Origin of the sequence: Acinetobacter sp. 742879, from assembly GCF_000588535.1 — a bacterium.
GTDB classification, from domain to species: Bacteria; Pseudomonadota; Gammaproteobacteria; order Pseudomonadales; family Moraxellaceae; genus Acinetobacter; species Acinetobacter pittii.
The window spans coordinates 38,496-54,532 of sequence record NZ_JFYC01000013.1 but is presented as its reverse complement, the minus strand read 5'-3'; the positions used below and the strand labels follow the sequence as shown (position 1 = coordinate 54,532).

At 38.1% G+C, this 16,037-nt stretch carries 10 protein-coding genes, 1 other RNA gene and 1 pseudogene; 3 read left to right on the top strand and 9 right to left on the bottom strand.

Annotated features, from left to right (window positions below):
* Positions 1-57: 57 nt before the first annotated feature.
* Positions 58-359, top strand: a pseudogene (locus J690_RS0104655) (hypothetical protein).
* Between the two features lie 5 nt (positions 360-364).
* Here J690_RS0104655 and J690_RS18595 read toward each other — a convergent pair.
* On the bottom strand, positions 365-1,315 hold the full coding sequence (locus J690_RS18595) for a hypothetical protein (RefSeq protein WP_032037432.1): 951 nt from the start codon (positions 1,313-1,315) through the stop codon (positions 365-367).
* Between the two features lie 376 nt (positions 1,316-1,691).
* Here J690_RS18595 and J690_RS18590 point away from each other — a divergent pair, with 376 nt between their 5' ends.
* Positions 1,692-2,324 carry an HNH endonuclease gene (locus J690_RS18590; protein WP_155762600.1) on the top strand — a complete coding sequence of 211 codons (633 nt, stop codon included), beginning with the start codon at positions 1,692-1,694 and terminating at the stop codon, positions 2,322-2,324.
* 171 nt (positions 2,325-2,495) lie between these two features.
* Here J690_RS18590 and J690_RS0104650 read toward each other — a convergent pair whose 3' ends face one another.
* From J690_RS0104650 to J690_RS18560, 8 genes are all read right to left on the bottom strand, one after another.
* Positions 2,496-3,770 (bottom strand): restriction endonuclease subunit S, encoded by a 1,275-nt coding sequence (locus J690_RS0104650; protein WP_050688062.1) that lies wholly within the window; start codon positions 3,768-3,770, stop codon positions 2,496-2,498.
* A complete protein-coding gene (locus J690_RS18585; RefSeq protein ID WP_032037427.1) occupies positions 3,767-5,398 on the bottom strand; it encodes an HsdM family class I SAM-dependent methyltransferase in 1,632 nt (543 codons plus the stop codon). Before J690_RS18585 ends, J690_RS0104650 begins: the two co-directional genes overlap by 4 nt.
* Positions 5,392-8,454, bottom strand: coding sequence for a type I restriction endonuclease subunit R (locus J690_RS18580; RefSeq protein ID WP_032037426.1), 3,063 nt, complete (start codon positions 8,452-8,454; stop codon positions 5,392-5,394). Before J690_RS18580 ends, J690_RS18585 begins: the two co-directional genes overlap by 7 nt.
* A gap of 167 nt (positions 8,455-8,621) precedes the next feature.
* Positions 8,622-8,981: a transfer-messenger RNA gene (ssrA, locus tag J690_RS23560) on the bottom strand.
* Between the two features lie 160 nt (positions 8,982-9,141).
* Entirely contained in the window at positions 9,142-11,127 is a 1,986-nt protein-coding gene (gene ggt, locus J690_RS18575) for a gamma-glutamyltransferase (RefSeq protein WP_032037424.1), read from the bottom strand.
* 303 nt (positions 11,128-11,430) lie between these two features.
* A complete protein-coding gene (locus tag J690_RS18570) occupies positions 11,431-12,954 on the bottom strand; it encodes a DHA2 family efflux MFS transporter permease subunit (protein ID WP_017398872.1) in 1,524 nt (507 codons plus the stop codon).
* A gap of 6 nt (positions 12,955-12,960) precedes the next feature.
* Complete coding sequence (locus J690_RS18565) at positions 12,961-14,112, bottom strand: EmrA/EmrK family multidrug efflux transporter periplasmic adaptor subunit (RefSeq protein ID WP_002121732.1); 1,152 nt, start codon at positions 14,110-14,112, stop codon at positions 12,961-12,963.
* 267 nt (positions 14,113-14,379) lie between these two features.
* Positions 14,380-14,877, bottom strand: coding sequence for a thioesterase family protein (locus tag J690_RS18560; protein WP_002121786.1), 498 nt, complete (start codon positions 14,875-14,877; stop codon positions 14,380-14,382).
* A gap of 142 nt (positions 14,878-15,019) precedes the next feature.
* Here J690_RS18560 and hemB point away from each other — a divergent pair, with 142 nt between their 5' ends.
* Positions 15,020-16,033, top strand: a complete 1,014-nt coding sequence (gene hemB / locus J690_RS18555; RefSeq protein WP_004794101.1) for a porphobilinogen synthase — start codon at positions 15,020-15,022, stop codon at positions 16,031-16,033.
* Positions 16,034-16,037: the final 4 nt, after the last annotated feature.

Sequence of the window (16,037 nt, the reverse complement as noted above, 5' to 3'; positions counted from 1 at the left end):
ATTGATTAAAAAAAAATTGTTCATCTAAAATTTAATATTTCAAAGCGAGCCATTCCTATGTCAATAGAAGATTTCTTTATAAAAGACTCTCCCTCTAAGAGATATCTTTTAATAAGCTTAGCCCTATTCATGTTAATAATGGCTTTAATTGCTTACTTTAAGGGAAAGTTGGGATTTGAATATGTATTTTCACTTATTGCTGGGTACGCCTTAATATTCTTTATTTTAAAAAATGCAGCATTACCACTTTTCCCCCACTTACGGAAAAAAGTAGTGATGCAAACGCTATGGCTAGAACAACAATAGCAATTGTTTATATCCTTGCTTTCATAGCTCTAACTATTTCTTATTTTTTATAATTTAATTACTCTTCAATTTTCTTGCTTCGCTCTACAGTAATATATTCATTAGGAATTACTAACTGCTTTTCTATATCCTTCACCTTATAAGAAACTAAAGTGCTTTTACCAATGCCCTGAAATAACACTTTAACATCTTTAAAAATAAAGGTTTGATACTGACTCAGTTCTTTAGTAGTCGTTTTTGGCAACTCAATTAAATTTGCATAAGGTTCTTTAATATACAGGGTCGCCTTTTCTATTCTTACACCAGTTTTTTGCATAGCGTAGTTTAGAAATATGTTACCCACCTCTTCAATAAAAAACATGGGGACAAGTGGTATTAAAATCAAGATAATGGCTACTTGTAAGCTATCATTAATATGCGTTTCTAATCTTTTGAATTTCTTTATCGCAAATGTTTTAAGATGATCACTTGCTTCTGGGTCATCAATAATATCTTGTAAATTCTCAAACTTTATACGAAATTCTTTAATCTTTTGTCGGTTGATATAAAAAGGATAATAAGTAAAGGCAATAAAAAATACGGTAATGCCTATGTAAAGATTGATTTTCCAATGCAGTAAAAACAAACTATGAATAACATATACGAGATAAAGAGATGCAGCCAATGTGGTAATGCTAATCTTGGGAAATGGCAGTTTTTGTCCAATTCTGATATGAAGTGGTAAGTACTTATCAACCACACTAAAGATGATATATGTCACTGGAACTAAGGAAATACCAAAGAAAAACAAAATCGTGCTTAGCCCCGCATAAATAATAGAACACGCTACAAAAATCAGTAGAAAAATGAGCGTATCACCAAAGCTAATTTCCGAAGGTATATAGCTAATCGTCACTAAATATGCGACTAAGCATAATACACCTATAGCAACAATGGCTTTAGTCGTTGTGAGTGCTGTTTCATGCCACTGCCCCAGATTACTTAAAAATCTCGTTATTAAGTTGTTCATTTGATCTAACCAAATCTTATAAATTATTTAAGAATCGATAATTACCCTTTTTCTTAAACCGCTCCCCAGCGGAGTAATCATCGTTTGAAATTTCCCCAAATTTCAGAGTATGTTTTCACATACTGTTCAGTAATGTCCCAAAACTTATGGCTGTTTAGAATATCTATTTTAATTTGTGTTGCAATGGTTTCTACTTTAAACCCATACAAAATTAAACTTCAGTATGCACGGATACCTAGAGATAATCGAAGTATTAAATAAAGTAAAAGTATAGTTTAGTACCAACAACTAACACTACCTATCTATTAAAAATATCTTTAATATTCAAAGACAATTAATTTCTATCAAATTTAAAAATAGATTTATTGAGAGTGACATGCCTATACCGCATCGCAAAGTTATAAAAACACAGTTGGTTGATCTACTTTCTAGTAAAGGGCCTATGGAAGTTAAGGAGGTATACTCCGAATTCGCTACTTTATGGGAACTCACAAATAATGAAATGTCCATAAAACGTAATGGCCGAGCGTTATATGAGAATGAAATTCGTTGGGCACGCCAAGAGTTAGCTGGTGAAGGTATTATTGAAAAACCAGAAATAGCTGGACGAAGTATTTGGAAATTAAAAGAAAGCCCTGTTATTTTCGCTGAAGAATACGATGAAAATAATTTTAATAATTTAACCGAAGGGGCAGCTAAAAAAATTGTAGTTAATGCTTATGAGCGTAATAAAGAAGCAAGAAAAAAATGCTTAGCGTTTTATGGCTACCAATGTGTTGTATGCAATTTTGATTTTGAAAAAACTTATGGTTCCGTTGGAAAAAATTGTATTCATGTTCATCATTTGGTTGAGATTAGCTCTATTGGAAAAAAATATATTGTTGACCCAATAAATGATATGGCTCCTGTCTGTCCTAATTGCCATTTTATCATTCATCAACGTAAACCTGCATTTTCAATAGATGAAGTAAGAGCTATGTTAAAGTCGAATAAGATAAAGATCGAGTAGAAGTGGTTGTAGAGATAATGCAAATTAATCCTATTAAGGAGATGGAAATAGCCGTTAGAACTATATGCAGTATATATTTCATGCTATCCCCCCTCTGAAATTAAAGTCAAATATGCTTAATTTCCGCTCAACTTAACAGCATGAAGAGACACAACTTGATGCATTAAAACTTTATTCATTTTGCTCAAAAGTTTTAGCTACATGCTCTTCCGCATCTCGAATAGAAATCTGACCGTTCATCAGCATAGGTAAGAGCCAATCTCGTAACTCTTCTAACTTTTGATTTTCCATACTTCTGATAAAGATCATCTCATTGTATTTTGAAACGATATTATCGTATTTTTCTAGAAGCTCTTTTGGAGGATAAGCTAACTTTAGAGAATATAAGTCATTTTTGGTAATTGAGCCAAAAGTTGTTCCTTCTGAGTTTCTTCTATCAAATACTTGTTTAAAGTATTTCATCACATAAAAAAGAAAACCATCAAATCCATCTTTGCTATTAAGTGCAGCTAAGCCTCGACCAATACAACAATCTGTATTCGCTATATTCATATCACCAACAGGCGCTCGTACACTTAACAGAATATCGCCCTTTTTAGCCATACGTCCTGGTGCCGTTGTGTACTGACGTACTTTGGGGAAAAGATCACCAAAATCTGTAGAGCCTTGATAAAAAACTTCCCCCTCCCCATTTCCATTGTAAGAACTACCATCTGGAGACTGTCCCATAGTAATATTTGCAATATCGCTCAATTCCTTGACTTCCCACCCATGTGGTACTTGGCGATTCAATAAGGGGGCATCTACCATTTTTCCACCTGAAAATTGGTATGGATTTCCATGTATATTTGGGAAATTATTTTGTAAAAACCAATAGTCGTACAATAGCTTAGCTAATGACTCAAGCTTAGTTATAATAGATTTATTAACACCTATTTTTTCATCTAATACTGACAATACATTAATAATTTTTTTCTGAGTATTCATACAATATAGAGGAATTTTAACCTCTGTAAGTATACTTTGACTAAGATTATTAATATTTGTTCCATCAGCATATGAAATTGAAGATTTAAAATAATCAGTTTTGGTGAAATATGCTAAAAAAATTGGATCTATAATATTACTTACTAATCTAGCTCTAATACAAAAACCTGAATACAGAGCATCCGTATCTTTATTAATATATAGACTACGACCAACTAGCTTTTTATTCCCATTTGACCGAACAAATATTATATCTCCTTTAATTAGATAATCATCTTTCTTCGCAATCCCAATTGGATTAATTTCATTAAGCTCACTCCAATTAGGTGAAAAATAATCTTTAAAATCAGCAACACCAATTATTGGACAACCATTGCCTTTATTATCTTTAGTAAAATTTAGCCCATTTCTAAATTCAGCAATTTTTCCCAATTCTATATATTCTAAAGAATTAATCATAAACTAAGACCTGCTAACTGATCCTTGATACTTACTTCAATAGTTTTTGACTGCTTAAACAAATCTTCCAACTCAGAGGTAACCATCTGCATTTTTTGTAAAAACTCAGTAGGATCAATACCAATATAATCAATCTCAACCTTAAAATATTGACCGGCACTTAAACTATAATTTTTACTTGCTATATCATCATTCGAAACTAAAATTGATAAATTTTCTTCTTCCAATTTAGAATTAAAAACATCAATAATTTTTTGCTCTTCAACAGAACTTAAAATAGTTTTTTGATTTTTCCCTTCCTTAACTTTTTCACCTAAATTAGAAGCATCAATAAGTATTACTGTATCACTCTTATTTTTATCTAGAAAAAGAATTGAGACATTTGTGCCAGTGGTTGCAAATATATTTGAAGGCATCGATATCACACCAGCAAGCATCTTTTTCTCAACCAAATATTCTCTTATTTTTTTATCAATTCCTGCCTGAGCTGTAATAAATCCTGTGGGAACTACAATAGCTGCTTTTCCATTTTCAGTAAGCGAGAAAATAATATGTTGCAAGAACAATTGATATATTTCCATCTTGTTCTTGTCTTTAACTTTAATTTTAGGAATTCCTGCGAAGAATCTCTCTTTATTTACTTTAGTGTCTAGATCATCTCTAAAATCACTAAAATCCAATTTAAAAGGTGGATTCGAAACAATATAGTCAAACTTTTTAAGTTCATTACCATCCTTATGATAAGGATGAAGCATGGTATTACCTTGCACTACATTGGGAATTGAGTGAACTAAATTATTTAAAATTAAGTTTAAGCGTAGTAAATTAGATGATTTTTGTGAGATATCTTGCGTATAAATAGCACAACGAGTTTCACCAATAACATGAGCCACGTTCATTAGCAACGTGCCTGACCCTGCCGCAGGATCATAACAGGTTACGTTTTTTACTTGTCCTTGCTGATCCTTAGGAACAAGAATTTCAGCCATGATACGTGCAACTGCGTGTGGTGTATAATATTCCGCATATTTACCACCACTATTCGAGTTATAGTCTTTGACTAGATATTCAAAAATAGAAGCATAAAAATCGAATTTCTGATCAAAGATACGTTCAAAACTAAACTCTACCAATTCATTAATGATCGCTTTACAAAACTCATCTCGCTTAGAAGGATCACTAATAAACTGACTAAGCGCATCAAACAGTTTGATTTTTGCGCCACCATCTGTATGGACTGCAAAAATCTCATTATTCTGAATAGAAATATCTCTTAACGTATCATCAAAGAGTTTAGAAAAATCAGGTTCATTTTGTTGGCTGAATAAGTAGCTAATAAAGTGCTGAGGTTTAAGAATTGCAGTGTCTGCTGGCATCTGTAAAGCAAGCATCTCTAACTCATCATCCGACATATTAGAGAGCACATCTTCCCATTTTTCAGCTTCAGCTAAACTTGGTTCCACTTTTTTTGCTTCATAAGCAAATTTATCATTCAAAAATTTATATAAAAAAGCCTGCGTGATAATTTTAAACTCATTACCATCATTACCAAGTCCATAGTTAGCGCAGATAGCTTTTAAACCATCAATAAGCTCTCTAACTTTTTGCTGAAATTGAATTTCTACCATTGCCCTGAACCACCATTGAACTCTTTGAGGTACTCATTTACCACAAGCTGGTTAATATACCGTGTAGTCGTTGGATTTAATGCTATGTTCTGTTCATTTTTAAAGCGTTTGATAATATTGGGCATCATCACTCGAGCAAAGTATGCTTCGTTATCTAATACATTTTCACTGTCTAGCACACGCTCATCTGCATCCTGTTTAAGCCCGATCAAAGCTTCATAAATCTGTCTTTCAGATTTTGAAATATCTCCTTGCTCATGCAGTCTCTTATGCACACGCGTAAACTTAATGTCCCCTTTATACTTATCACTGAGTTGCTTATTCGCACGATTCAATTCTTTGATACGCTCATGAATTTGTTGCAAAGTACCAATATTAGCAACCATCTCTTGCTGGGTGACTTCGCTCAATTTCTTCTTTTTGAACAGGCGTTCGAGTTCCTCTTTTAAGCTGATAAATTTCTCATCTTGCTGATCAAAATTACTAGCTAGGGCCTCTCTCGTTTTACGCAACGTATCTTTGAGTTGATCTGCCAGAACTAATTCTTCCTCAGCAATTTTCTTAAATTTAAAAATCACATCTTCAAGAGCTAAATTAAGTAAATTTGTAGTGTCCTCACCACTTTCAATACTTTCTTTTAAATTCAGCATATCTAAATGATTGCTTGTTTCTCGGAACATGATATTGATCTTTTCAAAATCTAAAGCTCGAAGTTGCTCATAGTCCCCTTGTAACCGCATGAGGTTATATAAGCTTTTCGCATCAGCTAAGCTTTTCTTAAGTTCTAATACTTGTTTACGGTCAGCAATTTGTTGGATTTGCTCTGAGAAATTTTCCATATTTTCGGTATCGAAACGGAATAACAAATCTTTTAATAGATTAATTTCTTGATCAATTTCTTCTTTAGATTTAAACAGATGGGAATAACTTTCCATCTCATCACCTAATTCTGCCTGTAACTCCTCAAAATAGGCCTTATTTGTTGCATCAAATTCTTTCCGAATATCTGCAAAGTCAACAACGTAACCATACCTAAAACCCTTGTACGTACGGTTAACACGAGTTAATGCCTGAAGTAAGTTGTGCTCTCGAATTACACGACCAATATAAAGTTTCTTTAATCGAGGGGCATCAAAACCAGTTAGTAACATGTTATAAACAAAGAGAAAATCAATTTTCCCTGCTTTAAAAGCATCAATCCAATCTTTACGCTCTTGTTTATCACCCACATCATGTAAAATTAGTGCAGCAGATTTAACTTTGCTTTTTTCCTTTAAATGCTCTGTATAAGATGTATCTGTCTTAATAGCATCATTGTCTTTTTTATATTTTGCATTAAATATCTCAAACATCTGTTTCGCTTGTTCTGAGCTATCACAGATGACCATTCCACCTATTGTCGAATCATTACAAGCTCCACGACTATTCTCGAAATCCTGAACAATATAATCGAGCATGGGTTCTACAAAAGTTGGATGTGCATAAATAATTTTTTTATCGACATCCCCCTGCTTAATCTCTGCTTGTGCCAATGCTTCTTGTAAAGCAATTTTATAGTTGGTTTGGATGTCTTCTCGAATTAAACGTAATGTATAACCATCAGCAATTGAAGCATTGTAGTAGTACTTATGGATATAATCTCCAAACAACGATCTTGAATTGTAATCTGTTCCTAATAGCGGAGTTCCTGTAAGACCAATTTTAATTGCATTACGATCAGAAACATCTAAATTCGCAAGAAAGCTACCTTTAGGATTGTAACTACGATGTACCTCATCTAAGAAGTAAACACGCTGTATATCAACACTATAATCATTGGTGGAAACAATAGTTGGATCATCTGCGAACTTCTGGATATTGATGACAGTAATCTCTGGTTTGCCACTGTTATTGTGGATGACCTTAGTTGCCTTAATATCTTTAGTAAATTCATCTCTAGAGTTAATCGTATGTACAACTAGCCCACGACTTGCAAATTCACTCTGTGCTTGCTGTAGTAAATCAAGTCGATCCACAATGAAATAAAACTTAGGAATTACATTATTTCGTTGATAATAATCCGTCAAAAATTTGACGTTATAGTAAGTTAATGCTGTTTTACCACTACCTTGCGTATGCCAAATAATTCCTTTACGGATACCTTCATCTAATTTTCTTGCAATTGCCTTAGTTGCGAATAGTTGTGGATAGCGCATGATATGTTTTTGCATACCATTTTCCGTTTCCACATAAGCAATTGAATAACGTAACATAAATGCTAAACGCTCTCGGCTTAACAAAGAAGTACAAATTCGGTTGGTAGGTCTATTAGGATCTTTATTTGTAATAAATTCAGGGCTATTTCTGATAACTTCTAAGTTATTATCCTTAAGGACTCGAATCTCTTCTGCTTCAGTTAAAGGATTCAATAAATGAGTTAAATTGAATATCTCTTCTTCTCGGAAGTAGTTAAAACTTGGTTCGTGATAAGACGGTGTTGCATAAAAGGCACCCATAATTGGTTGAATAGCAGCATCGTCATACTCCATATTATTTGAAAAGATCATGAACTGTGTGATGTTAATAAATCTTTTAAATTTAGAATTTTGAAATCGCTTATTTATTCTGTCTCGTTCAGCTAAGACACCATCTTTATTATTTGGTTTTTTTACCTCAATAAACACTAAAGGCATACCATTCACTAAAATAGTAATATCAGGGCGAAATTCTTCATCTCCCTTTTGACAAGTTAGCTCTGTAACAATATTAAAAGTGTTGTTATTTATATCATCAAAATCAATTAGCTTTATTCCAGAGCGATTGACTAACTTACTAAAAAAGCCTTTTCCTAAATCATCGTTATCCAAGGTCAGCTTAAGATCTTGCAATTCCCTATAAATATCATCCTTTTCAATAGAGGGATTAATCGTACTAATTGATTTAATGAAGATGTCTGGGAAAATATTAGATTCCATATCCCATGTATGTTCTTTTAAAGAAAGATATTTATAACCAAGCCTTGTTAAATGAAGAATTGTTGGAATTTTTACACGAGCATCTTCATTAAACTTTCGCACGGAAACCTCATCTTTTAAGATTTATAAAGTATTAAAGATAATGATATCACTATTAATTTTTATTTTAAAAACTTGGGATATATTTAAATAAAGAAACCAATTTAAATACTATTTAAAATGCTAATAAAAAACCCTGAAACTTTCGTTTCAGGGTTTTTCAAGAATCTTGGTGGAGATGGCGGGAGTTGAACCCGCGTCCGCCAGCACTACGCTCGAGAATACTACATGCTTAGATATCGTCTATTGTTTTAACACCAAGTGACCCGACGAACAGGGTACAAGGTGCGATCCTCTAAGTTTGGTATAAAGCCCCGAGGCTTGACTCTATACGGACTTGTGTGCGTGCGCTACGGTCGGGTTCCTAAACCACAAGTATTCTAGGAAGCGGACAAACTGCCCTTAGGCAGCTAGAGCGTAAGTTTCGTCGTTTGCGACTATTAAAATGCAAATTTTATTTACGAGAGAAAATGCGCTCTCGGCATGCATCTATGAGTTTCATCACCGGCGTCGAAGCCAATAACATCCCCATGAATGTCTGAACATCATAGCATAACTAAAATAAAATGCTGTGCAATTTATCAACAGTCTGCTACTGATGAACATATTTACATAATGGAGAGCCTTTAGTTTTTTTCAAGGGCTACATAAAAAAGCTGCCAAAAATGACAGCTTTTTTTAAAGTTTGATCTATAAGGCTCCATTGCCTAACACAATACCTTCACGGCGTGGGTCTACCCCACCTGCGTATTTACTCTGATTATTTATATTTACTTTCATAATCGTTGAAATACCACTGGTTTGCGCAGTGTTAGAGATACCATGCCCTTTTGCTTTTAAGCCTTCAATCAGGTCAACTAAGGAAAGCTGTACATTCGAGCTATCCACATTGGTGTTTTTGCTATTGGTCGCGCCAAAGTTTACAAGCGAAGTCGCCTGCTGTGCATTTAAATTCCAGTCCAATGCTCCCACCAATGTTTTAACCACATATTGAATGATGGTACCGCCACCTGGTGAACCTGTTGCCATATAAAACTCATCTGGCGTGGTGCCTTTAAACACTAAGGTTGGTGCCATGGTACTACGTGGGCGTTTGCCGCCTTCTACACGGTTGGCGACCATTGCCCCAGTGCTGTCATAAGGGTTCGCACTAAAGTCAGTTAACTGGTTTGACAGCAAGAAACCATCCACCATATGGAAAGAACCCATGCTCGATTCAACAGTCGATGTCATTGAAACCACATTGCCATAGGCATCTACTATCGTAAACTGAGTTGTGCCATGCTCAACAGTGGTATCTACACCCGAAGCTGGGTTGAAATTACCTGCTGGTGCAACGCCCATACTTTGGTTCGGATTAATCAGTGCTGCACGTTGTTTTAAGTAATTTTTATCAATAAAGCTTGGAATACCCTGTGCTGGTAAAGCAACAAAGTCAGTATCTGCCACATATTTATCGCGGTCAGCGTAGGCCAAACGCTCTGCTTCAGACACTAAATGCACACCCATCACATCGGGCACACCGCCTTCATTTTCGGGGTTTTTAGGTGGATAAAGTGACATATCAAAGTTTTCTAAAATACCTAGCGTTTGCGCAACCGCAATCCCTCCCGAAGATGGAGGCGGCATGGTACATACATAGTAACGGTCACGGTACGTCGTACAAATCGGGTCGCGTTTTTTCACCTGATAGTTCGATAAATCCTGCAAAGTCATTAAGCTTGGGGTAATTGGAGTCCGTGCTGGGTCATCACCTACGGTTTGCCCTGCTTTTGCCACAATGGCTTGTGCAATCGGACCCGTGTGTAGTGCATTTGCCCCTTGAGTGGCAAGTGCTTCAAGTGTTCTGGCATAGGCTTTATTGGTCATGGTCTCACCGACTTTACGTGGTGATCCATTTGGGTAGAAATAGGTTGCCATTGCATTTGCATCGAGCGCTAAATTGTTTGCATTGCTTGCAATTGCATCTGCCAAACGCCCCGGAATGCGAAAACCATTGTCAGCCAAACCAATCGCTTCACCAAAAAGCTGGTTCCACTTGAGTTTGCCATGTTCTTTTTGTGCTTGTTCAAGCAAACGCATCACACCCGGCACACCAATCGAGCGACCGCTACGGCGCGCACTTGGTACAGGCGCAGGTGAATTTGGGTCATATATATTTTGGCGAATTAAATAAAATTCGTTGGCTGCGGCAGGGGCGGGTTCACGACCATCATAGGCAGTGACTTGTTTGGTTTTGGCATCGTAATACATCATAAAACCACTACCGGCAATGGTACTCGACTGTGGCTCAACTAAGCCAAGCACGGCTTGTACTGCTACGGCTGCATCGACTGCGCTACCGCCTGCTTTTAAAACATCACAACCTGCTTTTACTGCAAGTGGTGTGTTGGCCACCACCATATATTTATCTGCGTATTTAACCGTGTTACCAAGTCTATAACCCGATGCACCCTCTGGTGCGGCTGGGTCACCATTTTGGTTTGAACCAACCACTACGCTTGAACCGTCTTGTGCCAGTTTGCTACAACTGGTCGGGTCATTATCTACAATTAAATTGGGCGGGGTTGTATTTGAATCATCCTTGGGCTGATCTGACGAGGAGTCATCTCCACATCCTTGTAATAAACCGACTGCTAATAAACTACTGAACAAAAATGAATATCTTTTATTCACGTGATAACTCCAATATATCCGCCTGCCTATCCATGCAATTGCCATGCAAGCTTCTTTGTTTTCAGGTCTTCAGTTTTTTAATCTTTGATAAAAATAAAGTTTTAATAATATTAAATGATTAAGGGTGTTTATTTTGTGCTCTAAGTGATGTCTCCTTGCTTGTTATCACACTCTTTTATAACTGATTTGCCCAATTCTGGCATGCTTTATTTCTTTAAATACAGGCTAAATCTGCTATTTATAAACTCGCTCATTTTGTAGTTGGCCTAAAAAAAGCACCCCCGAAGAGATGCTTTATGATGTTTAGTGAGAAGGCATACCACTGACCTGTTTGGGTTTTGGGCACAGCCAAATGACCAGCCCTGCAAAGACAAACACAATCGCAAACAGTAAAAATACATGGTTTGCCGACATGGTAATGGCTTCTTTATCAACGAGGTTTGAAATAATTCCGAGCGTCGAGTCAGCCGTAAAACCATTTTGCAAAAGTGTGTTTTGTACTTCAGTCGTATGTAGGTTTGACACCATTTCACTACGCGCAACTTTAGCATGGTCGTCCCACACGGTCACTGCAATTGAAGCACCAATCGCCCCTGCCATGGTTCTTAAGAAGTTCATGAGACCCGCAGCAGATGCAATCTCTTGCTGCAACACTGAACCGAGCGCAATGTTCGACAATGGAATAAAGAAGAACGGTACAGCAAAACCTTGTAAGATTTGCGGCCAAGCCAACGCCATAAAGTCGGCATCTGTGGTCCAGAATGCTCGCATTAAGGTCACACCACCCAACAAAATCAAACCAAAACTTGCCAGTGCGCGTGGGTCATGTTTGGTCGAAAGCTTTGCCACAATCGGTGACATGGTCAAACTACCAAAGCCCATGGTTGCAGTTAAATAGCCTGCCCACGTGGCGGTGTAAGAAAGGTTCATTTGCAGCCACTGCGGAATCAGTACAATACTGCCAAAGAATGCGCCAAAACCAAGTGACAAGGCCAGTACCGAGATTGCAAAGCCCCTATGCCTAAAGACTTTGACGTCTACGACGGGATGTTTGTCGGTCAGCTCCCATATGAGGAACACCACAAAGCCAATGGCGGCAGTTAAAGCTAAAACGATAATGCTGGTGCTGTTAAACCAGTCGCGTTCGTGCCCTAAGTCAAGCATGAGCTGTAGCGCACCAATCCAGAGAATTAACAAGCCTAAACCGACCGTGTCGATTCTTAAAGAAATCGTTTCTGTTTCAGCCACTCTTAACAAGCGCATTGCCGCTAAAACACAAATAATCCCAACAGGTAAGTTAATAAAGAAAATCCAGTGCCAAGATAGGTTGTCACTAATCAGACCACCCAAAATTGGTCCTAAGATTGGTCCAACGACGGTAGTCATGGCCCATAGGCCCATTGCCTGTGCATGCTTTTCTTGAGGGAAAATACGCATCAGCAAGGTTTGACTGAGTGGCATAAGCGGGCCACCGCATAGACCTTGTCCAATACGGAAAAACACCAGCATGCCTAACGAGTTTGCTAGTCCGCACAAAAAAGAAAAAATGGTAAAACCAATCAGACCAAAAATAAAAACCCGAACGGTTCCAAAGCGACCTGCAAGCCAACCTGTTAAAGGTACACAAATCGCTTCTGCAACAGCATACGACGTAACAACCCATGTCCCTTGTGTACTTGAAACGGCAAGGTTACCGGTAATGTGCGGTACAGATACGTTGGCAATGGTCGTATCGAGCACGACCATAAAATTCGACAAGGCAATAACAAACGCTGCCAGTATTAAACGGCCACCGCTTAGTTCGGCAAAAGGTGTTTGCGTTTTCATAAGCGTTTACTTCGCAGATAAGTCGACTTTTGCTTCCATCGACAAGCCAACACGCAGTGGGTGTTCAGCAAGTTCTTTCGGGTCAAGTGCAATACGAACCGGTAAGCGTTGAACCACTTTAATCCAGTTGCCTGTTGCATTTTGAGCCGGAATTAAGGCAAAGGCAGAGCCTGTACCACCAGAGAAGCCCATCACTTTGCCGTGATATTCAACGTCATCGCCATATAAATCTGAAGTTAGTGTGACAGCCTGACCCGGACGGACTTTTTTCAACTGACTTTCTTTGAAGTTTGCATCTACATATAAATCGTTAAGCGGCACAATCATCATCATGCTGGTGCCCGGTGCAACACGTTGACCGACTTGAATATTACGACGTGTAACCACCCCATCGACTGGCGCACGAATCACGGTACGTTCCAAATCAAGCTGAGCTTGTTCAACATGTGCTTGTGCAACTTGTACATCAGGTGTCGAAGTTTCACTTACACCCTGAATTAACGCTTCGTTTGCAGCTAAGGTACTTTCAGCAGCTTTACGACTCGAAGAGGCTTGCGCTAAACCAGCTTTAGCAAGCTCTAGCCCTGCTTTGGCTGTTTCGACTGCACTTTGTGCCTTAGTAAGCTCTTCTTTAGACACTGCACCAGAGGCAGCAAGCTGCGCACGGCGGTTCAGTTCTAAAGCTGCTTTGTCGTAGTCGGCCTGCGCTTGAGCGACCTGTGCTTTGGCACTGTTAATTTCGTCAGCACGCACCACAACTTGAGAGTTTAAAGAACTACTGTTTGCCGCAGTTTGTTTATATTGGCGTTTTGCTTTGGCAAGTTCTGCCTCAGCTTGAGCCAATGCAATTTTGGCATCACGATCATCAATACGAACCAGCACGTCACCACGATGTACCGTTTGGGTATCTTTTACGACAACCTGAGCGACCTGTCCGCTCACCATTGAAGTAATTTGCGCGGTTTCTGCACCGACATAGGCATTATCCGTACTCACGGAATTATTTAAAAATAATGCCCAGATTGCATACAAAATAGCGGCGATCAATAAAATCAGCGCAAAAAAACCAAGAAATTTTTTGCGCTTGTTTTGATTGTTTTCATCCGAGGCAGATGTTGTTGGCACTGTTTCTTGTACATTGCTTTGTGCATCAGTCATGGTATGTTCCTAAAGATGAGTTGGCTTTGCCATCAATCTCGCACTACACCTTGTTATAGAGTTTTTATTTTTCTATAAACAAGACATACCGCATTGTCAAAGGAGCTAATTTTAACGCTAAAACCTCATAATATGAGAATAAAAATTTATAACTAATGCGTTCGTTCTAATTAAATTAATGTTTATCTCAAAGTTTTTGTAAAAATTTTAGCTTTTCAAACACTAAAAAAAGCGCACTTGGCGCTTTCAAAGGGTTCAATTGATTGCTTAATAGGCATATGAAGCAATGCCGGCAGCAATCGCTTTATCTTCATCATTGACCATGGTCATGCGCATGGTGCAGCCCTTACGACCTAAACGTAATACTTCGGCACGTGCAATAAAATATTTACCACGCCCCGGTGCTAAATAATCTACACGCATGTCGACTGTTGCCAAACGCGACACTTGCTTAATGGTTTCAGTTAAAGTTTCGGGAGTTGAACGGCGATAGAGGTGTTCCATTGCCACAATTCCACCAATACTATCGAGCAAAGTTGCAGCAACACCGCCATGCAAAATCTGAAATGCCAGATTGCCAATCAGGTTGGGTTGCATCTCAATATAGCCTTCAATGTGCCCGTCCACCACACGCATAATCATTCCACTATGCTTAAAAAAAGGAGAGCTATTAAACGCCTTACATAATTGGTTGAGAACCACAGTCAGGTCTGTTTTTGCACCTAAATGGATGTTCCCAGTCCAATTTTTCTTTTCTTCACTCATATGTTGCCTAAATTTAAAAGCATGATAAACGCCCATAATTTTGTACAAATACAGCATTATGGGGCTACAATACAGCAGTCGGTTGACAGTAATGGAATATCCGCCAACCTATCCTAGTGTAATACCGAACATCGAGATTGTTATGACTTATACGTTCAATCGTCCTGCATTTCCAGCCACTCGCATGCGCCGTATCCGTAAAAATGACCAGTTGCGTGCGATGGTCAGCGAAACACAGCTCACTACCAATCACTTGATTTATCCAGTATTTGTATTACCGGGACAAAATCAGACCCAAGATATTCCAAGTATGCCGAACATTCAGCGTTTGTCGGCAGATTTGTTACTGAAAAAAGCTGAAAGACTTTTGGAATTGGGCGTATCAAAACTGGCTCTTTTTCCAGTTACCCCGCAAGAAGATAAAAGCCTCACCGCAGAAGCTGCATGGCATGAAGATGGTTTAGTACAAACCACATGTCGTCTGCTTAAAAAAGAATTACCAGAAATGGTGTTAATTACCGATGGTGCCCTCGACCCATATACCACTCATGGTCAAGACGGCATTATTGATGAAACAGGCTATGTGCTAAATGACGAGACTGTAGAATGCTTGATTAAACAAGCGTTAAGTCACGCAGAAGCAGGTGCCGAAGTGATAGCACCAAGTGACATGATGGATGGCCGTATTGGCGCAATTCGTCAAGCTTTAGAAGCCAATGGTCACATCTATACCAACATCATGGCCTACTCTGCGAAATATGCATCTAGCTTCTATGGTCCGTTCCGTGATGCTGTTGGCTCTGCATCCAACCTCAAAGGTGGTAATAAATATAACTACCAGATGGACTTTGCCAACCGTGCCGAAGCTTTACATGAAATCGCGCTTGATATTCAAGAAGGCGCCGACATGGTAATTGTAAAACCGGGCATGCCATATCTGGATGTGGTACGTGAAGTGAAAGATACCTTTGGTGTTCCTACATTCATTTATCAAGTGAGTGGCGAATATGCAATGTTAGCTGGCGCAATTCAAAATGGCTGGTTATCAGATTCAGTGATTTTAGAATCACTCATGTGCTGCCGCCGCGCAGGTGCAGACGGGATCTGGACTTACTTTGCAGAAACTGCTGCCGAAAAACTCAAGGAAATGAACTAAGTTC